The 26,880-nt window shown below is 71.7% G+C and carries 20 protein-coding genes and 1 pseudogene; 7 read left to right on the top strand and 14 right to left on the bottom strand.

Annotated elements, in window-relative coordinates; genetic code table 11:
• Positions 1-31: 31 nt before the first annotated feature.
• On the top strand, positions 32-1,618 hold the full coding sequence (locus QOL88_RS27930) for a purple acid phosphatase family protein (RefSeq protein WP_097220900.1): 1,587 nt from the start codon (positions 32-34) through the stop codon (positions 1,616-1,618).
• A 53-nt stretch (positions 1,619-1,671) separates the two neighbouring features.
• Here the strand turns inward: QOL88_RS27930 and QOL88_RS27925 are convergent, their stop codons facing one another.
• From QOL88_RS27925 to QOL88_RS27905, 5 genes are all read right to left on the bottom strand, one after another.
• Positions 1,672-1,803 (bottom strand): hypothetical protein, encoded by a 132-nt coding sequence (locus tag QOL88_RS27925; RefSeq protein ID WP_097220898.1) that lies wholly within the window; start codon positions 1,801-1,803, stop codon positions 1,672-1,674.
• 248 nt (positions 1,804-2,051) lie between these two features.
• Positions 2,052-2,594 (bottom strand): GNAT family N-acetyltransferase, encoded by a 543-nt coding sequence (locus QOL88_RS27920; RefSeq protein ID WP_097220896.1) that lies wholly within the window; start codon positions 2,592-2,594, stop codon positions 2,052-2,054.
• Between the two features lie 39 nt (positions 2,595-2,633).
• Positions 2,634-3,500, bottom strand: a complete 867-nt coding sequence (locus QOL88_RS27915) for an alpha/beta fold hydrolase (RefSeq protein ID WP_097220895.1) — start codon at positions 3,498-3,500, stop codon at positions 2,634-2,636.
• A 73-nt stretch (positions 3,501-3,573) separates the two neighbouring features.
• Positions 3,574-5,205 (bottom strand): L-glutamate gamma-semialdehyde dehydrogenase, encoded by a 1,632-nt coding sequence (pruA, locus tag QOL88_RS27910; protein ID WP_097220894.1) that lies wholly within the window; start codon positions 5,203-5,205, stop codon positions 3,574-3,576.
• 91 nt (positions 5,206-5,296) lie between these two features.
• Entirely contained in the window at positions 5,297-6,223 is a 927-nt protein-coding gene (locus QOL88_RS27905) for a proline dehydrogenase family protein (RefSeq protein ID WP_097220893.1), read from the bottom strand.
• A gap of 152 nt (positions 6,224-6,375) precedes the next feature.
• On the opposite strand from QOL88_RS27905, the gene QOL88_RS27900 reads away from it, so the two are divergent.
• Together QOL88_RS27900 and QOL88_RS27895 are read left to right on the top strand one after the other, a co-directional pair.
• Entirely contained in the window at positions 6,376-7,905 is a 1,530-nt protein-coding gene (locus tag QOL88_RS27900; RefSeq protein WP_373559312.1) for a PucR family transcriptional regulator, read from the top strand.
• Between the two features lie 13 nt (positions 7,906-7,918).
• Positions 7,919-8,569 carry an HAD family hydrolase gene (locus QOL88_RS27895; protein WP_097220891.1) on the top strand — a complete coding sequence of 217 codons (651 nt, stop codon included), beginning with the start codon at positions 7,919-7,921 and terminating at the stop codon, positions 8,567-8,569.
• Positions 8,570-8,573: 4 nt separating this feature from the next.
• On the opposite strand, the gene QOL88_RS27890 is transcribed toward QOL88_RS27895, so the two are convergent.
• Positions 8,574-9,152 carry a TetR/AcrR family transcriptional regulator gene (locus QOL88_RS27890; protein WP_097220888.1) on the bottom strand — a complete coding sequence of 193 codons (579 nt, stop codon included), beginning with the start codon at positions 9,150-9,152 and terminating at the stop codon, positions 8,574-8,576.
• 86 nt (positions 9,153-9,238) lie between these two features.
• On the opposite strand from QOL88_RS27890, the gene QOL88_RS27885 reads away from it, so the two are divergent.
• Positions 9,239-10,780 carry an MFS transporter gene (locus QOL88_RS27885; protein WP_097220887.1) on the top strand — a complete coding sequence of 514 codons (1,542 nt, stop codon included), beginning with the start codon at positions 9,239-9,241 and terminating at the stop codon, positions 10,778-10,780.
• A gap of 55 nt (positions 10,781-10,835) precedes the next feature.
• On the opposite strand, the gene serA is transcribed toward QOL88_RS27885, so the two are convergent.
• From serA to QOL88_RS27855, 6 genes are all read right to left on the bottom strand, one after another.
• Entirely contained in the window at positions 10,836-12,425 is a 1,590-nt protein-coding gene (gene serA / locus QOL88_RS27880) for a phosphoglycerate dehydrogenase (protein WP_097220885.1), read from the bottom strand.
• A gap of 433 nt (positions 12,426-12,858) precedes the next feature.
• Entirely contained in the window at positions 12,859-13,857 is a 999-nt protein-coding gene (gene ilvC, locus QOL88_RS27875; protein ID WP_030851456.1) for a ketol-acid reductoisomerase, read from the bottom strand.
• Between the two features lie 121 nt (positions 13,858-13,978).
• A complete protein-coding gene (gene ilvN, locus QOL88_RS27870; RefSeq protein WP_030851453.1) occupies positions 13,979-14,503 on the bottom strand; it encodes an acetolactate synthase small subunit in 525 nt (174 codons plus the stop codon).
• 35 nt (positions 14,504-14,538) lie between these two features.
• A complete protein-coding gene (locus QOL88_RS27865; protein ID WP_097220883.1) occupies positions 14,539-16,389 on the bottom strand; it encodes an acetolactate synthase large subunit in 1,851 nt (616 codons plus the stop codon).
• Positions 16,390-16,613: 224 nt separating this feature from the next.
• Entirely contained in the window at positions 16,614-19,625 is a 3,012-nt protein-coding gene (locus tag QOL88_RS27860; protein ID WP_097220882.1) for a putative bifunctional diguanylate cyclase/phosphodiesterase, read from the bottom strand.
• A gap of 424 nt (positions 19,626-20,049) precedes the next feature.
• Entirely contained in the window at positions 20,050-21,000 is a 951-nt protein-coding gene (locus tag QOL88_RS27855; protein ID WP_097220880.1) for a 2-hydroxyacid dehydrogenase, read from the bottom strand.
• 77 nt (positions 21,001-21,077) lie between these two features.
• Here QOL88_RS27855 and QOL88_RS27850 point away from each other — a divergent pair, with 77 nt between their 5' ends.
• The 3 genes and pseudogenes from QOL88_RS27850 (at position 21,078) to QOL88_RS27840 (ending at position 23,489) form a co-directional block, all read left to right on the top strand.
• Positions 21,078-22,076, top strand: coding sequence for an aldo/keto reductase (locus tag QOL88_RS27850; RefSeq protein WP_097220878.1), 999 nt, complete (start codon positions 21,078-21,080; stop codon positions 22,074-22,076).
• A 2-nt stretch (positions 22,077-22,078) separates the two neighbouring features.
• Positions 22,079-22,186: pseudogene (locus QOL88_RS38660) on the top strand (Sir2 family NAD-dependent protein deacetylase); the annotation flags it as partial.
• Between the two features lie 130 nt (positions 22,187-22,316).
• Entirely contained in the window at positions 22,317-23,489 is a 1,173-nt protein-coding gene (locus tag QOL88_RS27840; RefSeq protein WP_097220876.1) for a PQQ-dependent sugar dehydrogenase, read from the top strand.
• Positions 23,490-23,496: 7 nt separating this feature from the next.
• On the opposite strand, the gene QOL88_RS27835 is transcribed toward QOL88_RS27840, so the two are convergent.
• The gene (locus QOL88_RS27835) at positions 23,497-23,682 is read right to left on the bottom strand and encodes a DUF6191 domain-containing protein (RefSeq protein ID WP_097220874.1); all 186 of its coding nucleotides are present in this window, start codon (positions 23,680-23,682) and stop codon (positions 23,497-23,499) included.
• 60 nt (positions 23,683-23,742) lie between these two features.
• Positions 23,743-26,787, bottom strand: a complete 3,045-nt coding sequence (locus tag QOL88_RS27830; RefSeq protein ID WP_097220872.1) for a helix-turn-helix transcriptional regulator — start codon at positions 26,785-26,787, stop codon at positions 23,743-23,745.
• Positions 26,788-26,880 lie beyond the last annotated feature (93 nt).

The raw sequence follows: 26,880 nt of genomic DNA, 5'->3' as shown, positions 1-26,880 counted from the left end.
CCGTTGGCCTCTGCTGGGAAGTTCACTTCCCATGGAGATCCCCCACTTCGGCATCCCGCACGAGCTCGCCGGCCGGATGAGCATGGCGGAGCAGCACGAGTACCTGCGGACCCGGCTGTCGCGGCGGCGCACCCTGGTGACGGCGGGCGCGGTGGCGAGCGGGCTGCTGACCGGCTGCTCCGGTTCCGGTTCCGGTTCCCGTTCCGGGCAGGCCGGTGCCACGGCGACCGGCGGGCCGTCGCCGAGCACGTCGAAGGCACCCGGTTCCCTCATCACCCCCTTCGGCCGCCATCTCGCCTTCGGCGCCGACCCCAGGACGCAGATGCGGATCTCCTGGCAGGTGCCGCTCGCGGTGAAGAAGCCGTACGTCCGGGTGGGCCTGCGCCCCGACGACCTCGGCCGCAAGATCGAGGCGGAGCTGCGCGACCTGCACACCCCGGAGCTGAAGGGCATCCGGGCGGCGGTCGACCAGTACTACCTGCACGCCGCGCTGGACGGCCTGCGCCCGGACACGACGTACTACTACGGCGTCGGCCACGAGGGCTTCGATCCGGCCTCCCCGCGGCACCGGTCGACGATCACGTCCTTCCGCACGGCACCGGCGAGCCCGCCCGAGCGGTTCGTGTTCACCGCGTTCGGCGACCAGGGCGTCGGTGACGAGGCGGCCCTCAACGACCGTACGCTGCTGCGCCGCAAGCCCGCCTTCCATCTGCACGCCGGTGACATCTGCTACGCCGATCCGACCGGCAAGGGCAAGGAGTCGGACGTCTTCGACGCGGGCCAGTGGGACCGTTTCCTGAAGCAGACCGAGCCGGTGGCCAGGTCGGTGCCGTGGATGGTGACGACCGGCAACCACGACATGGAGGCCTGGTACTCACCCGACGGCTACGGCGGCCAGGTCGCCCGCTTCTCCCTGCCGGACAGCGGCTTCGACGCGCGTACGGCACCGGGCGTGTACGCCTTCACGTACGGCAACGTGGGCGTGGTCGCGCTCGACGCGAACGACGTGTCGTACGAGATCCCCGCCAACTTCGGTTACACGCAGGGGCGGCAGACGAAGTGGCTGGACGGCAAGCTCGGCGAGCTGCGGTCCTCGAAGGACGTCGACTTCGTCGTCGTCTTCTTCCATCACTGCGCGTACTCGACGTCCACGCACGCCTCGGACGGCGGGGTGCGCGCCGAGTGGCTGCCGCTGTTCGCCCGGCACGAGGTGGACCTGGTGATCAACGGGCACAACCACGTCTACGAGCGGACGGACGCCATCCGGGGCGGCGAGGTGGGCCGGCCGGTGCCGGTCGGCGGGACGACGGATCCACGGCGGGACGGGATCGTGTACGTCACCGCGGGCGGGGGCGGCAAGGAGCTGTACGGCTTCCCCGACGGCGTGAAGGAGAGCTACGAGGGGAACGCCGCCGACCACGAGCCGGTCAGCACGTTCCGGTGGACGAAGTCCCGGGACACCAAGGCGGAGTCGGCGCACTGGTCACGGGTGCGCTACCGCGGTTTCTCGTTCCTCTCGGTGGAGGCGGTCAGCGGCGCCAGGCCGCGACTGAAGGTGTCGGCGCTGGCGTCGAGCGGTGAGCGGATCGACCACTTCGAGGTGCGGCGCGGGGCGTGAGGCCCCGCACCGCGCCTCGTCGGGCGGCTCCCGGTCCTGTTGCGGTGCGCGGCTCAGTGGCCGCTGGATCCGCCGTTGTCCCTGCGGTCTAGGGCGCGCTGGAGCGCGGCGGTGGCGTTCTTCCGGTCGGACTCGGTCGTACGGGAGACGTGACGGACTCGGCGGCGGACGGTCGTCTCGGCCATGGGAAATCGACTCCTTCGACAGCACGGAGTGCACAGGGAGGGTTACGAGACGCCGGAAGGGGCGGGGAGCGGTGCCGCAGGGGTTGCCTGCACGGGGCCCGGCTCACGACCGCCATTCGCTTGGTCGAGCGAGACGTTCGGCTCCTACAAAGCTAAGGGAGTGCGGAGCGTCTGTCTCCACAATTACTCGGACTTCCTACTATCTGAGACGGTGGACTGGGTCACACCGTGCTGACCTGCGGTGATTTCTAGAGCACGTCGCCGTCGCGCCAGTCGAAGAGCAGTGCGTGTGCGGGGTCGAGCGCACCGGCGAGGGCCGGCCGGACATAGGTGCTGTCCTCTTCGTCCGGCAGGCGGATGTCGCCCTCCCGCGGGCTGAGGGCGTGCACCTCACCGCTCCACAGCCGCCAGCCACGGGAGGTGTAGAGCCGGGCGCCGTCCGCACTGGCGGACAGGGCACCGAGGTCGTAGGCGCGCTCGACGACGCGTTCCAGTTCGCCCATGACCCGCCCGCCGAGGCCGCCGCGGCGGGCGTCGGCGCGCACGGCGACGTTCTCGACGTACCCGGCCCGCAGCCACCGCCCGCGGTGCCGCACCCGGCGCATCACGACCGCCCCGTGCGCGGCGAGCCCGGAGTCGTCGTGCACGAGGGCATGCATGCCGCCGAGGCCGTGGTCCCAGTCCTCGTCGCCGAAGTCGCCGTCGAAAGCGGCGTCCAGGAGGGCCCGTACGGCCTCGAGGTCGGCGGGGGCGAGGTCGGCGGTGTGGGCGGTGCGCACGCGGAGGGTCATCGGCCCAGTATGCGAACGGGCCGGGTGGCTCTCGACCGGTTATCCGAGCCCGAGGCCCGCCGCCACCGCCTCCCGGAAGCCGCGGGGGTCCTCCACCCACGGCAGGTGACCGGCCTCCGGCAGCACCACGCGTGTCACGCGCGGCAACGCCCGCTCCAGCGAGTCCACCGCCGAGCGCGGGCGGATGTCCCGTGCGCCGTCGACGATGAGCGCGGGCACGTCGAGGGCCTCGCAGGCGGCGTAAAGGCCCGGCGTGCCGCAGACCTTCCTCGCCTCGACGTTCAGCTGCTTGTTGCACGCGGCGTTGATGCCGAACCAGGGGTCGGCCATCCGTTCGGCGTGTTGCGTCGACCGGTCGGCGTCCGGGAACTCGGCTGACCAGTGGAGGACCGCCCATTCCCGCTCCTGGGCCTGGTCACGCCCCGGCGTGTCGGCCAGCTCCCGCCAGCGGGCCAGACGTTCGGGCCGCTCCCCGAGCCGGGCCGACTGGTTCTCCTCGTACGCGCCGTGCCAGTCGGTGTCCGGACCGATGCCCGTACCGCTGACGTAGATCAGCGTGCCGACGTTGTCCGGGTGCGCCAGGGCGTGGTGCAGCGCCAGTTGCGCGCCCCAGGAGTGGCCGAGCAGCGCCGTCCTGTCCAGCTCGAAGTGCCGTCGTACGGCGTCGAGATCGGCCACGAAGCGCTCCACCGTCCACGGCCCGTCGCAGGGCTGTGAGCGCCCGCAGCCGCGCTGGTCCCAGCGGATCACCGTGGCCAGGTCGCCGAGCAGTGCGGCGACGTCGTCGAACATGTCCCACAGTCCGGGCCCGCCGTGGCACAGCACCAGGGGGGTGGCCCCCCGGCCCGAGCGCTGGGCCCACAGCCGTACGCCGTCCTCGGTGGTCACGGTCTCAGTCTTCGTCATGGCGCCAGTGTTTCCGCCGGACATGCCGACGGGCCAGGTCTTCACGACCTGGCCCGTCGGTGCACGCCGGGTGTCAGCCCATGTGCGGGTACGTGTAGTCGGTCGGCGGGACCAGCGTCTCCTTGATGGCGCGGGTCAGGGTCCAGCGCATCAGGTTCTGCGGGGCGCCGGCCTTGTCGTTGGTGCCGGAGGCGCGGCCGCCGCCGAAGGGCTGCTGGCCGACGACGGCGCCGGTCGACTTGTCGTTGATGTAGAAGTTGCCGGCCGCGTAGCGGAGCTTGTCGGCCGTGTGGGCCGCCGCCGCGCGGTCGTTCGCGATGACCGAGCCGGTCAGGGCGTAGTCGGAGACGGACTCCATCTGGGTCAGCATCTCGTCGTACTTGTCGTCCTCGTAGACGTGCACGGCGATGATCGGGCCGAAGTACTCGGTGCGGAAGACCTCGTTCTCCGGGTCGGTGCACTCGATGACGGTCGGGCGGACGAACCAGCCCACGGAGTCGTCGTAGGTGCCGCCCGCGACGATCGTGCAGGAGGCGTCCTCCTTGGCGCGGTCGATGGCGGCCTTGTTCTTGGCGAAGGCACGCTCGTCGATGACGGCGCCGATGAAGTTCGACAGGTCGGTGACGTCACCCATCTTGATGCCGTCGACCTCGGCGGCCAGCTCCTCCTTGAAACCGGAGTTCCAGATCGAGGCGGGGATGTACGCCCGGGAGGTGGCGCTGCACTTCTGGCCCTGGAACTCGAAGGCGCCGCGGGTGAACGCCGTCTTCAGGATCGCCGGGTCGGCCGACGGGTGGGCGACGAGGAAGTCCTTGCCGCCGGTCTCGCCGACGAGGCGCGGGTAGGTGCGGTACTTCTCGATGTTGTTGCCGACCGTCTTCCACAGGTACTGGAAGGTGGGGGTCGAGCCGGTGAAGTGGATGCCGGCGAGGTCGCGGTGCTCCAGGGCGACCTTGGAGACCTCGATGCCGTCACCGGTGACGAGGTTGATGACGCCCTTGGGCAGGCCGGCCTCCTCCAGCAGCTGCATCAGCAGCACGGCGGCGTGGGTCTGCGTCGGGGACGGCTTCCAGACGACGACGTTGCCCATCAGGGCGGGGGCCGTCGGGAGGTTGCCCGCGATGGCGGTGAAGTTGAACGGCGTGATCGCGTAGACGAAGCCCTCGAGCGGACGGTGGTCCAGACGGTTCCAGACGCCCGGGGAGTTCGCCGGGGGCTGCTCGGCGAGGAGGTTGCGGGCGTAGGAGACGTTGAACCGCCAGAAGTCGATCAGCTCGCAGGGCGTGTCGATCTCGGCCTGCTGGGCGGTCTTGGACTGGCCGAGCATGGTGGAGGCGGCGAGCGTCTCGCGCCAGGGGCCGGACAGCAGCTCGGCGGCGCGCAGGATGATCGCCGCGCGGTCGTCGAAGGACATCGCACGCCAGGCGGGCGCGGCGGCCAGGGCCGCGTCGATGGCGTCCTGGGCGTCCGCCTGCGTGGCGTTGCGGTACGTACCGAGCACGGCCTGGTGGTTGTGCGGCTGGACGACCTGGAAGGCCTCGCCGCCGCCCATCCGCTTCTCGCCGCCGATGGTGCAGGGCAGGTCGACGGGGTTGTCGGCCAGCTCCTTCAGCCGGGCCTCCAGCCGGGCGCGCTCGGGCGAGCCGGGGGCGTAGCCGTGCACCGGCTCGTTGACGGGGGTGGGGACCTGGGTCACAGCGTCCATGTTTTCCGTAACTCCTTACTGAGCGGTGATTCGGTATCGGCCCTTGACGGGCTCTCGGCCCCTCGCAGGGCTCTCGGCCCTCGCAGGGCTGTCAGCCCTTGGTGAGCATGCTCCGGGCGAAGAAGCGCAGGTTGGCCGGCTTCTCCGCGAGACGGCGCATGAAGTAGCCGTACCAGTCGGTGCCGTACGCGGTGTAGACGCGCATCCGGTGGCCCTCGGCGGCCAGCCGGTGGTGCTCCTCGGTGCGGATGCCGTAGAGCATCTGGAACTCGTACTCGTCGAGCTTGCGCCCGGCCTGGTGGGCGAGTTCCTGGCCGATCGCGATCAGGCGCGGGTCGTGGGACCCGATCATCGGGTACCCCTCCCCCTCCATCAGCGTCCGCAGAATACGGACGTATGCCCGGTCGGTCTCGTGTTTGTCCTGGTACGCGACCGACGCGGGCTCCTTGTACGCGCCCTTGACCAGACGGACCCGGCTGCCGCTCCCGGCCAGGCGGCGGGCATCGGCCTCGGTGCGGAAGAGGTACGCCTGGATGACGCAGCCGGTCTGCGGGAAGTCCTTCCGCAGCTCCTCGTGAATGGCGAACATCGAGTCGAGGGTGGTGTGGTCCTCGGCGTCGAGCGTGACCGTGGTGCCGATCTCGGCGGCGGCCTCGACGACCGGGCGAACGTTGCTCAGGGCCAGCTCGTGGCCGCCCTCCAGCGCCTGACCGAACATCGACAGTTTCACCGACATCTCGGCACGGGTGCCGAGCTCCAGCGGCTTGAGGCGGTCGACGAGCTCCAGGTAGGCGTCCCGGGCGGCGGCGGCCTGCGCGGGGTTGGTGATGTCCTCGCCGACGACGTCCATCGTCAGTTCGAGGCCGTGATCGGCGAGCTCCCGGACGACGGGGACGATGTCGTCGACGTCCTCGCCCGGGATGAAGCGGTCGACGACCTGCTTGGTCACCGGTGCCGCCGAGATCAGGCGTCGCATCCGGTCGCTGCGGGACGCGGCGAGAATCACGGGACCCAGCACGGGGCACCTCCAGAGCACAAGCAACGTGAAGGCCGGACCCCTCGCGGATGGCGCGTCGGGTACGGCACGGAGAACCACCGTGAAACCTAAGGATCCCTCCGATCGTCGGCCATCGACAGCTGTCACGCATCCGTGCCGCAGATCTCAGACAGATGTATGAAGGGGTCCGGGAAGTGCGCGACAATGCCCGGGTGACGTCGGAACACAGGGGCGACTACGAGGAGCTGGTCGACGAGATCTCGGAGCTGCTCGGCGCGCCCGCGACGCTGGAGAACCGGGACTTCGAGCTGATCGCCTTCGGTGCCTACGACAGTGAGGGCGACCTCGATCCGTCGGCCCTGGACCCGGTGCGCACCCGCTCGATCCTCACCCGCCGCTCGACGGCGGCGGTCCGGGCGTGGTTCGAGGGCTTCGGCATCACCCGTGCGACGGGCCCGGTCCGCATCCCCCCGACACCGGAGGCCGGGGTCTACCGGGGCCGGATCTGTCTCCCCGTCCGCCACCGGGGCGTGGTGCACGGCTACATCTGGCTCCTGGACGACGATCCCGGCCCGAGCGAACGCCAGCTCACCGCCGCCATGGGGGTCACGGCCCGCATCGGCGCCCTGCTCGCGGACGAGGCCCAGCACGGCGCCGACCTCAGCCGCGAACTGAGGGCGGTCCTCACGGCCGAGCGCGGCTGGCAGAGCGACATGGCCGTCGCCGAGCTCCGCACCGCCCTCGGCCCCCGCGCCGACGGCCTCCACGCCCTGATGTGCGTCGCCCCGTGGCCCTCGGCCGACCCGGACGACGCCCCGTCGGTCCGCGCGGTCCCCGGCGCGACGGCTCTGTGCACGCTGCCGTGGGGCGCGACGGCCCAGTGCCTGGCGCTCCTGATCCGCCTGCGCTCCCCGGACGTCCTCACCCCGGCGACGACGGCGGCGGGGCGGCTGCTGGAGCGGGCGCGAGGGGGAAGCGGCGCGGGGAGCGCGGCTGCCCGGGGGGCGGGCGGCAGCGGTCCGCCGAGCGCCGCCTCCCGGGGAGCGGGCGGCAGCGGCCAGGGCGGAAACGCCACCGGCGGCACGGACGGATCCCCCACGGGCACGGCGGGTGCGACGGGCACAGCGGGCACGGCGCGCGGAACAGGCACGGCGGGCCGAGCGAGTACGGCGAGCGGAACAGGCGCAGCCGGCTCCGGCGCCGGTGCCGCCATCCCCCGGCCGCCGACCTCCAGCCCCGGCGTCAGCACCCCCCGCTCCGGCCCCGCCGCCGGTGCCGCCACCCCCCGCTCCGGCCCCGCCGCCGGTGTCGCCACCCCCCGCTCCGGCCTCGCCGACCTGGCGACCGCATGGGCAGAGGCGTCGGCGGCGGCCCGGGCGGCACTGGCCGAGGCGCGGTTCGGGCCGGTCGCGCAGTGGGCGTCGATCGGGCCGTTCCGGCTGCTCACGGCCCTGCCCCCGGAGGTCGCCCACGACCCCGTCGCCCGCACGCTGCTCGCCCCGGTCCACCACGAACTCGCCCGGACCGCCGAGGTCTTCCTCGACTGCGCCGGGCAGGCCGCCCGGGCCGCCGCCGAGCTGGGCATCCACCGCCAGACCCTGTACTACCGGCTGTCCCGCATCGAGAAGCTCACCGGACTCGACCTGGACGACGGAGAGGACCGTCTGCTGCTGCACATGGCCCTCAAGGCACACCGACTGTGAGGACGGCCCGTTCATGCCCCTGCTGCTGCTCGACCTCGACAACACCCTGATCGACCGGGACGCCGCCTACCGCGCCGCACTGCTGGACTTCCTGGCCGAGCACGAGCTGCCCGAGGGCGACATCGACTGGCTCATGACCGTCGACGCCAGTGGCTACACGCCCCGCCCGGAGGTCGCCCGCGCCATGCACGGGCGGTACGGCGACCGTGTCCCCCGGGACGCGGTCCGGGCCCTGCTCGAACGGGGCGCGGCCGACCGTGTCGTACTGTCCGCGCCCGTCCGCACCGCCCTCCAGAAGGCCACCGCCGCCGGCTGGGCCCTCGCCATCGTCACCAACGGCCGAACCTCCCAGCAGGAGAGGAAGATCCGCACGACCGGCCTCGACGCGCTGACCCACGGCTGGGCCGTCTCCGAGGCCGTCGGCCACAAGAAGCCCGCGCCGGAGATCTTCCACGCCGCTGCCGGAGCTGTCGGCGCCACACTGGAGGGCGCCTGGGTGATCGGCGACTCCCCGCACGCCGACATCGCCGGCGCGGCCGGCATCGGCGCCCGCAGCGTCTGGGTATCGGCGGGCCGCTCCTGGACCGGGACGGCACCCGCCCCCACCCGGACCGCCCCCGACGCCGCGTCCGCCATCGACTCGGTCGTCGGCACGCCCGGGTGAGGCGTCACTTCCCCTCAGCCGCCTCGATCACTCGGCGGAGCCCCGCTGTGAGCTGCTCGGCCTCCGGAGCGTGCTCCGGGTCGAAGGTCCACTGGGCCATCAGGCCCATCATCATGGTCAGGTAGAAGTACCCGACGGTGTCCACCTGCTCGTCCGTCACGTCGGCTTCATGCCCGCCGAGGAAGAGGGGCAGGATGCCGCGCGCCCCCTCGCGCTGGGCCCGTGCGAGATGCTCCCGCACCTCCGGCAGCTGGTCCCCCATGGCCACGATCTCCAGGCTGAGCCGCCACATCGAGCCGGGCTCCCGCATGGTCCCGATGATGTTCGCCCAGACGTCGGTGAAACGCTCCATCGACCCCGGCTCCCCGCGCAGCTCACCGCCGCCCTCGAAGGCGTCGGACATGCCCTCCACCATCTCCACGTACGCCTGCGCCAGCAGCGCGTCCTTAGAGCCGTAGTGGTAGCCGATCGAGGCCAGGTTGGTCCCCGACTCCTTGACGATGTCGCGCGCCGTCGTGCGCAGGAAGCCCTTCGCCAGCAGGCAGCGCTTGGCGCCCTCCAGCAGATCCTCACGGTGTCCCATGGCCCGCCACCCTATCTCTCGATCCAGACGAACGTATTAAACAAGCGTACTAGACAATCGTTTAGGACGCTCGTACAGTCCTGCCCATGACGACGAACCCGCACCCTCCCGCCCTCGCCGGCCGCCGCGAATGGACGGCCCTCGGCGTGCTGATGCTCCCGCTGCTGCTGGTCTCGATGGACGTCTCCGTCCTCTACTTCGCGATCCCCGCGATCAGCGCCGACCTGGAACCGAGTGCCACCCAGCAGCTGTGGATCTTCGACATCTACGGCTTCGTGCTGGCCGGCCTGCTGATGACCATGGGCTCGCTCGGCGACCGCATCGGCCGCCGCAGGCTCCTGCTGATCGGCGCCGCCGCCTTCGGCACGGCCTCCCTGGTCGCGGCCTACGCCACCAGCGCCGAGACCCTCATCGCCGCTCGCGCGGTCCTCGGCATCGGCGGCGCGACGCTGATGCCGTCGACGATGGCGCTCGTGCGCACGATGTTCACCGACCCCGCGCAGCGCACCAAGGCGATCGGTCTCTGGTCGGGTGTGATGACGGCCGGCATCGCGCTCGGCTCGGTGATGAGCGGGGTGCTCGTCGAGCACTTCTGGTGGGGCTCGGTCTTCCTGGTCAACCTGCCCGCGATGGTGCTGCTCCTGCTGCTCGGCCCGGTCCTGCTGCCCGAGTCGCGCAACCCGCACCCCGGCCGCTTCGACCTGCTGAGCGTCCCCCTGTCGATGGCGGCGGTGCTCCCCGTGATCTACGGCCTGAAGGAACTCGCCTCCGAGGGCTGGAACGTGCGGTACGCGATGTCGGTGACCGTCGGCCTGCTCTTCGCCGCGCTGTTCGTCCACCGCCAGCGCACGGCGGCCTCCCCGCTGATCTCGCCTCAGCTGTTCCGGGGCCGCGGATTCAGCCCGGCCGTCGTCCTCAATCTCGTGGCCGCCTTCGGCATGATGGGCTCGGCCTACTTCACGACCCAGTACATCCAGTCGGTCCTGGACAACAGCCCCCTGGAGGCGGCGCTGTGGAGCCTGCTGCCGTCGGTGCCCATCGGACTCGCGGCCCCGGTCGGCGCCCACCTCGTGCAGCGGGGCGTTCCCCGCGCGTACGTCGTCTGCGGAGGCTTCGCGGTCTCGTCGTGCGGCTACGTGATGCTGGCTCTGGTCGGCACCGACTCCCTGTGGCTGCTGCTGGCCGCGTGCGCCGTGCTGGCCTGCGGCATCGTCACCGTCATGTCCCAGGTGGCCGACCTGGCGCTGAGCTCGGCGCCGGTGGAGAAGGCGGGCGCGGCGTCGTCCCTGCTGGAGACCGGCACGGAGTTCGGCGGCGCGCTGAGCATGGCGTTCCTCGGCTCCATCGGCACGGCCGTCTACCGCCACGAGATCCCGGAAACGGCACCCGCCGCGGCCCGCGAGACCCTGGGCGGCGCCCTGGCCGTGGCCGACCGGCTCCCGGGGCGCGCGGGAGACGCCCTGGCGACGGCGGCACGCGAGGCCTTCACCAGCGGCATGCACACGGCGGCGGTCACGGGCGCGGTGCTGCTGGCCGGTGCGGCGGCAGCGGCGGCGGTGACCCTGCGGCGGCCGCGGGTACGCGAAAACGCCGGACAGGCTGATCAGCTCAGCCCGTCCGGCGTGTGAGGACGAGCCCGTTCCGGGTGAACGGGGTTCCCGGGGGGCGAGCCCCCCGGGGAAGTCAGGCCAGGTTGACGGAGCGAGCCGAGGTCGCCCCGATCTCCGCGGCCACCTCGGCCAGCACGGGCGCGGTCACCGTGTCGTCCACGGTCAGCACCGCCAGCGCCTCGCCACCGGCCACCGCCCGCGACACCTGCATGCCGGCGATGTTGAGGCCCGCCTCGCCGAGGATGCGGCCCACCGTGCCGACGACACCGGGGCGGTCCTCGTACTTCAGCACGATCATGTGGTCGGCGAGCGCGAGGTCCACGTCGTAGTCACCGACCGCGACGATCTTCTGGAGGTGCTTGGGGCCGGCCAGCGTGCCGGACACCGACACCTCCTCGCCGTCGGCGAGGGTGCCGCGCACCGTGACGACGTTGCGGTGCTCGGTCGCCTCGGAGCTGGTGGTGAGACGCACCTCGACGCCGCGCTCCTGCGCGAACAGCGGGGCGTTGACGTACGACACCGTCTCGTCGACGACGTCCTCGAAGACACCCTTGAGCGCGGACAGCTCCAGCACCTTCACGTCGTGCTGGGTGATCTCGCCGTAGACCTCGACGTCGAGACGGACGGCGACCTCACCGGCGAGCGCGGTGAAGATCCGGCCCAGGCGCTCGGCGAGCGGCAGGCCCGGCTTGACGTCCTCGGCGATGACACCGCCCTGCACGTTCACCGCGTCCGGCACGAGCTCACCGGCGAGGGCGAGCCGCACGGAACGGGCGACGGCGATACCGGCCTTCTCCTGCGCCTCGTCGGTGGAGGCGCCCAGGTGCGGGGTGCAGACGACCTGGTCGAACTCGAACAGCGGGGAGTCCGTGCAGGGCTCCTTCGCGTAGACGTCGAGACCGGCACCGGCGACCCGGCCCTCCTTGAGGGCGGAGTACAGCGCTTCCTCGTCGACGATCCCGCCGCGCGCGGCGTTGACGATCCGCACGCTCGGCTTGACCTTGCGCAGGGCCTCGTCGCCGATCAGGCCGACCGTCTCGGGGGTCTTGGGCAGGTGGACGGTGATGAAGTCCGAGACCTCGAGCAGTTCGTCCAGCGACAGCACCTTGACGCCCATCTGCGCGGCGCGGGCGGGCTGGATGTAGGGGTCGTAGGCGACGACCTTCATGCCGAACCCGGACATGCGCTGGGCGACGAGCGCGCCGATGCGCCCGAGGCCGACGACACCGAGGGTCTTCTCGGCCAGCTCCACGCCCGTGTACTTGCTGCGCTTCCACTCGCCGTTCTTCAGCGCGGCGTTGGCCTGCGGGATGTGGCGGGCGGTGGCGACGAGCAGACCGCAGGCCAGCTCGGCGGCGGTCACGATGTTGGAGGTCGGGGCGTTGACGACCATCACGCCGGCCTTGGTGGCGGCGGAGACGTCCACGTTGTCCAGGCCGACGCCGGCTCGCGCGACGACCTTCAGCTTCTTCGCGGCGGCGATCGCCTCGGCGTCGACCTTGGTGGCCGAGCGGACCAGGATCGCGTCCACATCGGCGATGGCCGGGAGCAGCTCGGCTCGGTCCGCGCCGTTGCAGTGCCGGATCTCGAAGTCCGGGCCCAGGGCGTCGACGGTGGCGGGCGACAGCTCTTCAGCGATGAGTACGACGGGTTTCGAGCTCACGTGAGTCCTCACAAGTCCAGTGCTGCGGACGGCCGTCCCGACGGCCGCAGGCGGTGGAGGGGTGGAGCGGCGCCGGAGAAGTTCGGGTGCGTTCCCGCGGCGTTCGGTGCGTGCTCTCGGCGTGCCTGCTGGAGGTCCTCGTAGCGGAGCTACCAGGGCCTTCGGCCGGTGCGGCGAGAGTGCGTGCCGGGCGGCGTGGGGGCGTGCCTGCACTTCTCCGGTGTCGCTTGGCCGCGTTGGAGACGCACGACGCTGTGGGCCTGACGCGTATGTGTGCAGCAGTCTAGTGGCGCATAGGGCGTCGTCTTGTGCCGCTGCGGAAGGATCACCCGTCCGTGGCCGGACGGGATGGACAACGCCTCACTAGCCGACGTTACCCGGGGTTCGCCGAAGGGGCCGGAGCGGGTTAGCTCCGGCCCCTCGGGCAGGCGGCTTACGCCTCCTCGTCGACCCAGCTCATGAGCTTGCGCAGCTCCTTGCCGGTGGTCTCCAGCAGGTGCTCGGAGTCCTGCTTCTTGTACTCGTTGTACTTCTTCAGGCCGCCGTGGTACTCGTCCATCCACTGCTGCGCGAAGGTGCCGTCCTGGATCTCGGCGAGGACCTTCTTCATCTCGGCCTTGGTGGCGTCCGTGATGATCCGCGGGCCGGTGACGTAGTCGCCCCACTCGGCGGTCTCGGAGATCGACCAGCGCATCTTCTCCAGGCCGCCCTCGTACATGAGGTCCACGATCAGCTTCAGCTCGTGCAGGCACTCGAAGTAGGCGATCTCCGGCTGGTAGCCGGCCTCGGTCAGGGTCTCGAAGCCCGCCTTGACCAGCGCCGCGGTGCCACCGCAGAGAACGGCCTGCTCACCGAACAGGTCGGTCTCGGTCTCCTCGGTGAAGGTCGTCTTGATGACGCCGGCGCGGGTGCCGCCGATGCCCTTCGCGTACGACAGGGCCAGCGCGAAGCCGTTGCCCGTGGCGTCCTGCTCGACGGCGGCGATGCAGGGAACGCCGCGGCCCTCCTCGTACTGGCGGCGGACCAGGTGGCCCGGGCCCTTCGGGGCGACCATGCAGACGTCGACGCCGGCCGGGGGCTTGATGAAGCCGTAGCGGATGTTCAGGCCGTGGCCGAAGAACAGCGCGTCGCCGTCCTTCAGGTTGTCCTTGATGTGCTTCTCGTAGACCTCGGCCTGGATCGGGTCCGGGACGAGGATCATGATGACGTCGGCCTCGGCGGCGGCCTCCGACGGGCTCACCACGCGCAGGCCCTGCTCCTCGGCCTTGGCCTTGGACTTGGAGCCCTCGTGCAGACCGACGCGGACGTCGACACCCGAGTCACGGAGCGACAGCGCGTGGGCGTGGCCCTGGCTGCCGTACCCGATGACCGCGACCTTGCGGCCCTGGATGATGGACAGGTCGGCGTCGGCGTCGTAGAACAGCTCGGCCACTTTGGGTTCTCTCCTCGGGAGTGCAGGTGTTGCGTCCCACCGTATGACGGGGGGCGGAAGGGAAGTCTCAGGGTCTCGGAATACGGGCGGCCGACGGCGCGCCGACCGCCCGTTTCGGGTCTTACGCCGACCGGTCCAGGGCGCGCAGCGACCGGTCCGTGATGGATCGGGCACCACGGCCGATCGCGATCGTGCCGGACTGGACGAGCTCCTTGATGCCGTACGGCTCCAGCATCTTGAGCATCGCGGTCAGCTTCTCGCCGGATCCGGTGGCCTCGATGGTGACGGCCTCCGGGGAGACGTCGACGGTCTTGGCGCGGAACAGCTGGACGATCTCGACGATCTGGGAGCGCGTCTCGTTGTCGGCGCGCACCTTCACCAGGACGAGTTCGCGCTGCACCGCCTGGGCCGGCTCCAGCTCGACGATCTTCAGCACGTTGACGAGCTTGTTGAGCTGCTTGGTGACCTGCTCCAGCGGCAGGTCCTCCACGCCGACGACGATGGTGATGCGGGAGATGTCGGGGTGCTCGGTGACGCCCACCGCGAGCGAGTCGATGTTGAAGCCGCGGCGGGAGAACAGGGCGGCGATCCGGGCGAGGATGCCGGGGGTGTTCTCCACCAGGACGGAGAGCGTGTGCTTGGACATGATCTGCTTCCTCTGCTTGCTGGTCCCGACGGCTCTCAGTCGTCTTCGTTGTCGCCGAAGTCGGGGCGGACGTCCCGGGCGGCCATGATCTCGTCGTTGGAGGTGCCGGCGGCGACCATCGGCCAGACCATCGCGTCCTGGTGGACGATGAAGTCGACGACGACCGGGCGGTCGTTGATGGAGTTCGCCTCCTCGATGACCTTGTCGAGGTCGTCCGGGGACTCGCAGCGGATGGCGTAGCAGCCCATGGCCTCCGACAGCTTCACGAAGTCGGGGACGCGGGTGCCGCGGGCCTGCGGGTTCACGTCGTCCGGACCGGAGTGCAGCACCGTGTTGGAGTACCGCTGGTTGTAGAAGAGGGTCTGCCACTGGCGGACCATCCCGAGGGCGCCGTTGTTGATGACGGCGACCTTGATCGGGATGTTGTTCAGGGCGCAGGTGGTGAGCTCCTGGTTGGTCATCTGGAAGCAGCCGTCGCCGTCGATCGCCCAGACGGCCCGCTCGGGCGCTCCGGCCTTGGCGCCCATGGCGGCCGGGACGGCGTAGCCCATGGTTCCGGCGCCGCCGGAGTTCAGCCAGGTGGCCGGCTTGTCGTACTCGATGAAGTGGGCGGCCCACATCTGGTGCTGGCCGACGCCCGCCGCGAAGATCGTGCCCTCGGGGGCGAGCTGTCCGACGCGCTCGATGACCTGCTGCGGGGAGAGCGAGCCGTCCTCGGGCTGGTCGTAGCCGAGCGGGTAGGTGTCGCGCCAGCGGCTCAGGTCCTTCCACCAGGCGCTGTAGTCGCCCTGGTGGCCCTCGCTGTGCTCCTTCTGGACGGCCTGGATCAGGTCGGCGATGACCTCGCGGGCGTCACCGACGATCGGCACGTCGGCGGCGCGGTTCTTGCCGATCTCGGCCGGGTCGATGTCCGCGTGGACGATCTTGGCGAACGGCGCGAAGCTGTCCAGCTTGCCGGTGACGCGGTCGTCGAAGCGGGCGCCGAGGGCGACGATCAGGTCGGCCTTCTGCAGCGCGGTGACGGCGGTGACCGCACCGTGCATGCCCGGCATTCCCACGTGCAGCGGGTGGCTGTCGGGGAATGCGCCGAGCGCCATCAGGGTGGTGGTGACGGGCGCTCCGGTGAGCTCGGCGAGAACCTTGAGCTCGGCGGTGGCGTGTGCCTTGAGGACACCGCCGCCGACGTAGAGGACGGGCCGCTTGGCGGAGGTGATCAGCTTGGCGGCCTCGCGGATCTGCTTGGCGTGCGGCTTGGTCACCGGGCGGTAGCCGGGCAGGTCCATGGTGGGCGGCCAGGAGAAGGTGGTCTTCGCCTGGAGGGCGTCCTTGGCGATGTCGACCAGGACCGGGCCGGGGCGGCCGGTGGAGGCGATGTGGAACGCCTGGGCGATGATCCGCGGGATGTCCTCGGCCTTGGTGACGAGGAAGTTGTGCTTGGTGATCGGCATGGTGATGCCGACGATGTCCGCCTCCTGGAAGGCGTCCGTGCCGATCGCCTTGGCCGCCACCTGGCCGGTGATCGCGACCATCGGCACGGAGTCCATGTGCGCGTCGGCGATCGGGGTGACCAGGTTGGTGGCGCCGGGCCCGGAGGTGGCCATGCAGACGCCGACCTTGCCGGTGGCCTGCGCGTAGCCGGTGGCGGCGTGACCGGCGCCCTGCTCGTGCCGGACCAGGACGTGGCGCACCCTGGTGGAGTCCATCAGCGGGTCGTAGGCCGGGAGGATCGCACCGCCGGGAATGCCGAATACCGTGTCGGCGCCGACCTCCTCGAGAGAGCGGATGAGGGACTGCGCGCCCGTCACCTGCTCGGGGGCGGAGTGTCCTCCGGATCGGGGCCGGGGCTGCGGGTGGTGGGCCCCGGTGGCCTGCTCGGTCATCGGCATTCTCTTCTCAGATGCTGAGGGTTTATGCGAGGTTTGTACGGTCTTCGACTGCTGCACGAAGGGTGCCTGTGCAACAAAAAACCCCTCGTGCCATAAGGCAAGCGAGGGGAGCGCGCCGGGTGGGTTCGCTGAGCGGTCGAGGCTCAGCGTCAGCCGACGCGCTTTCCAAGTACGAGAATTCGGGTGCGCATGGCACTGACCCTCCCCCCGGCACGCACTCACTGTCAAGTGGGTGGGACGGGAGTCTCATTATGTGAGCGCAGGACCGTACCGCCTCCGATGACGGCGGACACACCCGAGCTGTACAGCCGCGGGGAGCTGCCCGCGAACGCCGGTTCGACCGGCCCGTTCGGCACCGGATAGTGACCGGCGGCGAGTGCCCGGCGCAGCCGGTACTCGTCGAGCGGCCCGGAGAAGGCCATGCCCTGTCCGTGCGTGCAGCCCATCGCGCGCAGGGCGATGACCTGCTCGGGCAGGTCCACCCCCTCGGCCACGGACTTCAGCCCGAGATCGCCCGCGATGCGCAGCAGCCCGCTGGTGATCTTGTGCAGGCGGGCGGACTCGACGACGCCCTCGACCAGACCGCGGTCGAGCTTCAGGACGTCGACGGGGAGGCGTCTGAGGGCCGTGATCGCCGCGAAGCCGCTGCCGAACCCGTCGAGCGCGATCCGTACGCCGACCCGCCGCAGGGCGCCCAGGCGCCGCTCCAGCTCGTCCAGCGAGACCCTCGGGTCGGCGTCCGACAGCTCGATGATCAGCGCCCCGGGCGGCAGCCCGTGCCGCGTGAGCAGCGCCTCGATCGTGCCGCGCGGCATCGAGCGGTCCAGCAGTCTGCGGGCGCTCATCCGCACGACGACCGGCACGGACAGCCCGGTGGCGTGCCGCTCGGCGGCCTGCTCGACGGCCTCCTCGATCATCCAGCGGCCCAGCTCGGCGGTCTTGTCGCTGTCCTCGGCCACCCGCAGGAACTCCGCCGGGGTGAAGAGCACCCCTTGCGAGGAGCGCCAGCGCGCCTGCGCGGACACCGACGTGATCCGGCCATCCTCCAGGGACACCACCGGCTGGTGCAGCAGGGCGAACTCCCCGTCGTGCAGGGCGGCCCGCAGGCGGGTGGCGAGCTCGGCCTTGCGGACGACGTCCTGCTGCATCTGCGGCTTGTACAGCTCGACGCGCCCCTTGCCGCCGGCCTTGGCGCGGTACATCGCCAGGTCGGCGTTGCGCAGCAGTTCGCCGGCACCGAGGCCGGATTCCGCGAAGGCCACGCCGATGGAGGCGTTGACACGGACATCGTTGCCGTCGATGAGGTAGGGCTGGGACAGCGTCGTCCTGAGCCGGTCGGCGAGCTCCAGTATGTGCCGCTCCCGGGCCTCCCGGTCCCGGGTGTTGTCCCCGGCGATCAGGGCCGCGAACTCGTCGCCGCCGAGCCGTGAGGCGGTGTCGCCGTGCCGGACGGAGTCCTGGAGCCTGCGGGCGGCCTGAACGAGCAGTTCGTCCCCGGCCTGGTGCCCGATGGTGTCGTTGACGGCCTTGAAGCCGTCGAGATCGATGAACAGCACGGCCGTGTTGCGCAGGGCCATGCCCCGGTCGGAGGCGCGGCGGCCCGAGAGGGCGTGCTGGACGCGCTTGGTGAACAGGGCGCGGTTGGGCAGGTCCGTGAGCGGGTCGTGCTCGGCGTTGTGCTGCAACTGGGCCTGGAGCCGCACCCGTTCGGTCACGTCGCGGCTGTTGAAGATGAGGCCGCCGTGATGGCGGTTGACGGTCGACTCGACGTTCAGCCAGCCCCCGTCGCCCGAGCGGAAGCGGCACTCGATGCGTGTGGTGGGTTCCTCGACCGGGTTGGCGGCGAGGAACCTGCGCACCTCGTGCACGACGCAGCCCAGGTCCTCGGGGTGGATGAGGTTGGCCAGTTCCGTACCCACCAGCTCCTCCGCCGAGCGGCCGTACACACCGGCGGCGGCCGGGGAGACGTATCTCAGGACGCCGCTGGGTGCGGCGATCATGATGACGTCGCTGGAGCCCTGCACCAGGGAGCGGAAGTGGTTCTCCTTCTGCGCCAGTTCCTGAGTGAGGGTGATGTTGTCGAGCAGCATGATCCCCTGGCGCACGACGAGCGCGAGCACCACCGTGCCCCCGGTCAGCAGGACCACGCGGTCGACACTGCGGCCGTTGAGGACGTTGTAGAGGATCCCCAGCGTGCACACCGCGGCCGCGAGATACGGCGTGAGGGCGGCCAGGGAGCCGGCGATGGGCCGGGTGGCCGGGTACCGGCTGTGCTCGGCGCCGGGCAGGGGCGCCTGGTGGTCGGGTCCGCCGCGCTGCCCCGGCACGTGCTCGTGCACCACGCGGGTACGGCCCGTGCCGGCGTGCCGGTCGGGGCCGTGCCGGTCGCCCTCCGAACGAGGCGCGGCCCAGGGGGCGTACGCCAGGAGCAGCGAGCCCGCGAACCAGCCCGCGTCGAGCAGCTGGCCGGAGCGGTAGTCGTAGTGCATGAGCGGCGAGGTGAACAGGGCGTCGCACATCACGGTCAGCGCGAGGGCGCCGATGGCGGTGTTGACCGCGGTGCGGTTCACCGCGGACCGCCTGAAGTGCAGGGCGAGCACCATGCTGACCAGCGCGATGTCGAGGAGTGGATACGCCAGCGACAGCGCGATGTGCGCCACGCCGGGGCCTTCCGACTTCGCGGCCTGGGCGAGGGCGAGGCTCCATGCCAGCGTCAGGAGCGAGCCGCCGATCAGCCAGGCGTCGAGCCCCAGGCAGACCCAGCCGGCCTTGGTCACCGGCCGCTTGGCGAGCACGAGCAGCCCGACGATCGCGGGTGGCGCGAAGCAGAGGAAGAACAGGTCGGCGTAGCTGGGGCTGGGCACGGGCAGTCCGAGGACCACCTCGTACCACCCCCAGACCAGGTTGCCGAGCGAGGCCATGGCGGAGGAGAGGCCGAACAGCAGCCAGGCGGGTCGAAAGCGGGTGCGGCGGCTGCGGGCGTAGAGGAAGCACGAGACGGCGGCGGTGCCGGCGGCGGCGCTCAGCCCGAAGTCGCCCATGAACAGGGCCACTTCGTACGAGCCCCAGCCGAGCGCGGCACCGACGGCGTATCCCGCGCAGGACAGGGCGAGGACGAGTTGGAGGGCCAGGCCCGGCCGGTGGCCGGGGGCCGGCGTGCGAGGCAGCAGCGCGCCCCGGGACGGAGGCTGTGCCCGCAGCGCTCCGTCCAGCGTGGGGGTGGGGGGCGCGGTCACCGGGCCCTCCCGGTCCGCGCCGCTCCCGGTTCCCGCGGGTCCCGGTGGACCGGCTGGTCATGCCTTCTGCGGCTGCCGGGCCTGCGGTGGTGAAGGCTGAATTCGGTGGGGTGTTCGCTGTGGTGGGTGTGGTGGCCGACGTGATCGGCGTGCTGACCGCGTCTGCCCGCGGTCGTCCGCCCGGGTCGCCGCCGGCAGCCCCGCCCCGTCGGATCGCTCGTCCAAAGGCCGTGCATCGCCTGTCGCCCCCCTCACAGTCCGAACTGTCCGTCCCCAGCGCCGAACGGTCCCCGGCGCAGCCCCTGTCGGGACGATACACCAGTCTCGTCACTCAGGGACATAGGTTCTCTACGCTCCGTAACGATCAACAGATATATGAGTACCCACCGCACCCGAAGGATTGCGGACGGTACTCGAAGGTCTCTCAGTCGGTTGATGCACCCGTCGTGAGGATCACGTTGCGGAGCGGCTCCCGGTTCACATAACGGTTCAACTGGTCCACCAGGAGCCGCTTGGCGCGCGGAAGGAACGCGGAGGTGGGTCCGCCGACGTGGGGGCTGATGAGTACCCCCGGCGCACGCCACAGGGGGTGTTCGCGCGCCAGCGGCTCCGGGTCGGTGACGTCGAGGGCGGCGGTGATGCGGCCGGTCTCCAACTCGGCGAGCAGGGCCTTGGTGTCGACGACCGGGCCGCGGGCGACGTTGACGAGGAGCGCGCCGTCCTTCATCCGGGACAGGAAGTCGGCTCCGGCCAGGCCACGGGTGGTCGCGTTGAGCGGGGTGGACAGGATGACGACGTCCGCCTCCGGCAGCAGCGTGGGGAGTTCGGTGAGCGGATGCACCGGACCGCGCGCCGTGGTGCGCTCGGAGCGCGCGACGCGCGCCACCCGCGCCACCTCGAACGGAACGAGCCGGTCCTCGATGGCCTCGCCGATCGAGCCGTATCCCACGATGAGGACGTTCTTGTCGGCGAGCGCGGGGCGGAACCCGCCGAGCCACTCCCCCCGGTCCTGCGCGCGAACGAAGTCGGGGATCCCGCGCAGCGAGGCCAGGATCAGCGCGAGGGTGAGCTCGCCGGTGCTGGCCTCGTGCACCCCGCGCGCATTGCACAGCCGCACGCCCGCCGGCAGCTGCCCGAGGCCCGGCTCGACGTGGTCGATCCCGGCGGAGAGGGTCTGCACGACCTGCACGTTGCTCATCCGCCCCAGGGGACGCACGCACAGCGGACTGGGCTTCATGTAAGGGACGACGTAGAAGGCGCAGTCGGCCGGGTCCGCGGGGAACTCCTCCGCGCCGTTCCAGAAGCGGTAGTCCGGGCCCTCGGGGAGTCCCTCGATCTCGTCCGGCGGGATGGGCAGCCACACGTCAGCAGTCATGCTCTGGAGGCTATGTCAGGAGCGTGCGACGGCAGAGGTTAGGTTGGGGTGGCTCGAACAGGGAGGGTCACGACCAGGTGGAGCGCAGGACGATCGGCGCGGCGGCGCTCGCGGTGGGGGCCGTCGGACTTGGGTGCATGCCGATGAGCTGGGCCTACAGCGCGTCGAGGCGGCGCGGCGACGAGTCGCTCAGGGCGGTGCACCGGGCGCTCGACCTGGGTGCGTCCCTGCTGGACACGGCCGACATGTACGGCCCCTTCACCAACGAGCTGCTGCTGGGGCGGGCGTTGAAGGAGCGGCGGTCCGACGCGTTCGTGTCGACGAAGGTCGGGCTGCTCGTGGGCGACCAGCACATCGTCGCCAACGGCCGCCCCGGGTATGTGAAGCGCGCCTGTGACGCGTCGCTGCGCCGGCTCCAGACGGACGTCATCGATCTCTATCAGCTGCACCGGGCCGACCCCGAGGTGCCGGTCGAGGAGACCTGGGGCGCGATGGCGGAGCTCGTCCAGGCCGGGAAGGTACGGGCGCTGGGCCTGTGCGCGGTGGGCGCGCGGGCCGGCCGCCGGTCCGGGGCCCGGCCCCACGACGGAACGATCCGGCAGCTGGAGCGGGTGCAGCAGGTCTTCCCGGTGAGCGCGGTCCAGGCGGAGCTGTCGGTGTGGTCGCCGGAGGCGCTGGAGACCCTGCTGCCCTGGTGCCGGACGCGGGGCGTCGGTTTCCTCGCCGCGATGCCGCTCGGCAACGGCTTCCTGACCGGCAGGCTGCGGCCCGGCGCCGGCTTCGAGGCGGACGACCCGCGTGCCCGGCACCCCCGCTTCACGGCCGAGATGATGGCCGCGAACCAGCCGGTCGTCGTGGGTCTGCGCCGCGTCGCCCGCCGGCACGGCACGGACGTCACGCCCGGACAGGTGGCCCTCGCGTGGGTGCTGGCCCAGGGCCCGCACGTGGTCCCGGTCCCGGGCACGAAGCAGGAGCGCTGGGTCACGGAGAACACGGCCGCGACGGCGGTGCGCCTGACCCCCGACGATCTCAAGGAGATAGCCGGGCTGCCGCCGGCCCAGGGGTCCTGGGACTGACCGCGCACCGGGCGGTGGCGGAGCCGGAGCGGTCCGGTGTGCCGGTGCGGGTGATCACGCAGAACGTGGACGGGCTGCACCAGCTCGCCGGGATGCCCGCCCGCAGGGTGTTCGCCCCCGTTCCGCCTCCGGTGTGTTTCGGGCAAACCCCGTCCTTCCCGGTCCGACGTTCGGTGATCGGGAACCTGGGAGCCGCCGGCGGTGTATGACAGGGAGAGGACCCGCCCCGTCGAAGGGACCATGATCGTGCGACGTCGAGCCGTCCCGGCCGTGCTGGCCGCCGCCGCGCTCCTGCTGACGGCCGGCTGTTCCTCCGACAGCGCAGGCTCGTCCGGCGAGCGGACGAGCGCCTCCCCGAGCCGTACGGCACCCGGGTCGTCCGCGCCGCCGGGGCAGGCCGCCGAGCAGACGCCTCCGGCCAAGGGGGCGGTGAAGGTGGTCCGCACCGTCGCCGAGGGCCTGGAGTCCCCCTGGGGGCTCGCTCCGCTGCCGGGCGGCGGCCTGCTCGTCTCCTCCCGGGACGACGGGACGATCGTCCGGGTCGACGAGAAGACCGGCAAGAAGACCGAACTGGGCGAGGTGCCGGGGGTCTCGGCGGCCGGCGAGGGCGGCCTCCTCGGGATCGCCCTGTCCCCCGACTACGCCTCGGACCACATGGTCTACGCCTACTTCACCTCGGCCTCCGACAACCGCATCGTCCGCATGATCTACGACGAGCAGAAGCCGGCCGGCGAGCAGCTCGGCGCGCCCGACACGATCTACAAGGGCATCCCCAAGGGCTTCATCCACAACGGCGGCCGCATCCAGTTCGGCCCCGACAAGATGCTCTTCGTGGGCACGGGCGAGAGCGGCGACACCGGTCTGTCCCAGGACAAGGACTCCGTGGGCGGCAAGATCCTGCGCCTGACGCCGGAGGGCGAGCCGGCGCCGGGCAACCCCTTCCCGGACTCGCCGGTGTACTCGTACGGCCACCGCAACGTGCAGGGCCTGGCCTGGGACGGCAAGCAGCGGCTGTTCGCCTCGGAGTTCGGGCAGGACACCTGGGACGAGCTCAACGCGATCAAGCCGGGCGACAACTACGGCTGGCCGGAGGCCGAGGGCCGGTCCGGCGACAAGCGGTTCCACAACCCGGTCGACCAGTGGACGACGGCGGAGGCCTCCCCCAGCGGCATCGCCTACGCCGAGGGCTCGATCTGGATGGCGGGCCTGCGCGGCAAGCGGCTCTGGCGCATCCCGCTGAACGGCACGAAGGCCTCGGCCGAACCGCAGGCCTTCCTGGAGGGCGAGTACGGCCGGCTGCGCACGGTGGTGCCGGCGGGCGGCGACCGGCTGTGGCTGGTGACCAGCAACACGGACGGCCGGGGCAGCCCGAAGGCCGGGGACGACCGGATCCTGGAACTGCGGGTGACGTAGAAGCCCCCTAGCTGCCGGGGTTGTCCTGCTCCTCGTCGGGCGGGCGTACGACGACCTTTCCGGACGCGAGGTCTATCGGTCCGCGTCCGGGATCGCCGTCCCCGACGTCCACACGGGTCAGTTCCAGGCGGTTCTGCTCGTCGCGGGTGTGCTTGCGCCCGGGCGAGAACAGCTCCTCGAACATGTTGAACAACGGGTGCCTCCCTGGGCCGCGGGCTTCACGTCGTCCGCGACGTCCCTTACAGCGTATGCCTCAGGCCGCCGGACCGGGCATGAGCATTTCGGCCGGGAACAGCCCCAGCCGGTGCGCCACCGCCGCCGCCTCGCCCCGCCCGGAGACGCCGAGCTTCCCCAGGATGTTGGAGACGTGCACGCTCGCGGTCTTCGGGGAGATGAACAGCTCCTGGGCGATGCGGCGGTTGGTGTGGCCGGCGGTGACCAGGCGCAGGACGTCCCGTTCCCGGCTGGTGAGACCGAGGGCCTCGGCGGGGTCGGCCGGTGCGGGGCCGGGCTGCGTGGCGGGCGTGAGCGGGAGGCGGGCGCGCCGGCCGAGCGCGGTGGCGGCGTCGGCGAGCGGCCGGGCGCCGAGGTGGCGGGCGACGGTGTGGGCGAGGCGGAGCAGCTCCGTGGCGCGCTCCCGCTCGTCCCCGCCGGCGCACGTCAGCAGGGACTCGGCCAGGCGGTACCGGACGCGGGCGAGGTCATAGGGCCGGCTCAGGGGCTCGAAGGCGGTGACCACCTCCGACCAGGTGTCCGGGGTGCTCCGGCCCTCGGCGCGGTGGAGTTCGGCGCGGACCCACTGCTCGTGGGCGAGCCAGACGGGGGCGTGGGTGGTGAGGCGCTTGACGGTGGAGCGTATGCCGTCCAGGACCTGCTCGCGGCCGTCGCGCGCGGCGGGCAGCGCCCGGGCGTCGGCCTCGGCGGTGGCCGCCTGGAGCAGCAGCGGCCAGGCGTAGCGCTGGGTGCCGAGCGGGAAGCCGGATTCCAGGGTGCGGGCCAGTTCGGCGCGGGCGTCGGCCAGGCGGCCTTCGGCGGCGGCGAGCGCCATGGTGAGCCAGGAGATCGGCAGGTCGTGCTGCGGCATGGGGTCGTGCGGGCCGTAGGCGGCGCGGCCCTGGGCGAGGTACCGGGCCGCCTCGGGCACCTGCCCGCGCGTGAGCGCCAGGTAGGCCAGGCAGTTGGCGCCGGACCCGTGCGGACCAGCCGTCTGGCCGCGTCGCTGGGCGTTGCCCGCGGCCTCGGCGGCCTCGTCCCAGCGGCCGAGGGAGATGAGCGACTCGGCGAGGTTGCTCCAGATCCAGGCCTCGGCGTCCCGCAGGCCCATCGTCTCCGTGAGCCGCAGGCCCTCGCGCAGGATGCCGACGGATTCCTCGGAGCGGCCGACACCTTCGAGAACAGAGGGCAGGTTCACATGGCTGCGGCCCACGATCGCCGCGAGGCCACGGGCGACCACCTCGTCCCTGACGTCGTACATGTGGCCGAGCCCGGCGTCGATCTGCCCGGCGTCGACCATGAGCCCGCCGAGGGTGAGCCGGGCGTTGGACTCGATGTCGTCGGCGCCGACCATGCGCGCGTACTCGACGGCCCGCTCGGCGGCTGCCAGGGCGTCCGGGCCCGGTTCGTGCAGCATCGACCAGTGGGCGGCCGTGGCCAGCACCTCCGCGTGCACCTCGGACGGCGGCAGACCACGGACCAGTTCCTGGGCGGTGGCGATCTCCTTCCAGCCGTCGCCCCGGGCCAGTCCCTGCACCAGCCGGGAGCGCTGAATCCAGAACCAGGCCGCACGCAGGGGGTCGTGCTCGTCCTCCAGCAGGTGCAGCGCCCGCTTGGTGATCTTCAGGGCGCGTTCCCGCTCCCCGCAGAGCCGTCCGGCGACGGCCGCCTCGGCCAGCAGATCCAGGTAGCGCAGCGCGGTGGTGGCCGGGTCGCAGCCGCAGGGCGGATAGACCTCGGCGTAGTCCACCGGGCGCAGGGTCCGGCGGACGGCGTCGGGGGCGGCGTCCCACAGTTCCATCGCCCGTTCCAGGAGGCGGAGTTGCTCGGAGTAGGCGTGGCGGCGGCGGGCCTCGACGGAGGCTTCGAGGACGGCGGGCAGGGCCTTGGCGGCGTCGTGGGCGTGGTACCAGTAGCTGGCCAGGCGGGTCGCCCGCTGGTCGGCGGGGACGAGGGCCGGGTCGCTCTCCAGGACTTCGGCGTAGCGGCGGTTGAGGCGGGAGCGTTCGCCGGGGAGCAGGTCGTCGCTGACGGCCTCGCGGACCAGGGAGTGGCGGAAGCGGTAGCCGTCGCCGCCGGGCGCGGGGGCGAGGATGTTCGCGTTCACGGCGCCCCGCAGCGCCTCGATGAGATCGTCCTCGGCGAGCCGGGCGACGGCTGCCAGCAGCCGGTACTCGACGGTGGAGCCGCCCTCGGCGACGATGCGGGCGACCTGCTGGGCGGGCTCCGGCAGTCCTTCCACACGGACGAGCAGCAGGTCGCGCAGGGAGTCGGTCAGGCCGGTGCGGCAGCCCTCGTGGGCGGCGACGGCGAGCTCCTCGACGAAGAAGGCGTTGCCGTCGGAGCGTTCGAAGATCGCGTCGACCCGTTCCGGCTCGGGCTCGTGGGCGAGGATCCCGGTGACCTGGCGGCCCACCTCGTCGCGGTTGAAGCGGGCGAGTTCCAGGCGGCGGATCGTGCGGAGCCGGTCGAGTTCGGCGAGCAGGGGGCGCAGCGGGTGGCGGCGGTGGATGTCGTCGGAGCGGTACGTGGCGAGGACGACGAGGCGGCCGGTGCGCAGGGTGCGCAGGAGGTAGGAGAGGAGGTGGCGGGTGGAGGCGTCGGCCCAGTGCAGGTCCTCCAGGGCGAGGACGACGGTGTGCTCGGCGGTGACGCGCTCCAGCAGGCGTGCGGTGAGCTCGAAGAGGCGGGCCATGCCGTCCTCGTCGTGCCGCCCGGCTCGGGACTCGCCCAGCTCGGGCAGCAGCCGGGCCAGTTCCTCCTCCTGGCCGGCGGCCGCAGCGGCCAGCTCGCCGGGGAGTTCGCGGCGCAGGGCGCGCAGGGCGGTGGAGAAGGGGGCGAAGGGCAGTCCGTCGGCGCCGATCTCCACGCAGCCGCCGAGTGCGACCACCGCCCCGCGGTGGCGGGCGGCGGCGGCGAACTCCTCGACGAGGCGGGTCTTGCCGACTCCGGCCTCCCCGCCGATGAGCAGTGCCTGCGGCTCGCCCTCGCGGGCGCGGACGAGCGCGTCGTGCAGCGTGCCCAGTTCCTCGGCACGGCCGACGAACACGGGGCTCACGGACCTGGTCTCCACGGCCCCGAGCATCGCATGCGGGTCCGACGGCACGGCACCGGTTTTCCGCCGAACGGCGGGAGCAGCGGCCGCCGTTCCTGTGCGAACGACGGCCGCTGCTCCCGT

Source organism: Streptomyces sp. Ag82_O1-12 (assembly GCF_900182715.1).
Lineage (GTDB): Bacteria > Actinomycetota > Actinomycetes > Streptomycetales > Streptomycetaceae > Streptomyces > Streptomyces massasporeus.
Note: the sequence above shows the minus strand (reverse complement) of the source record. Positions and strands in the feature narration are given on the sequence as shown.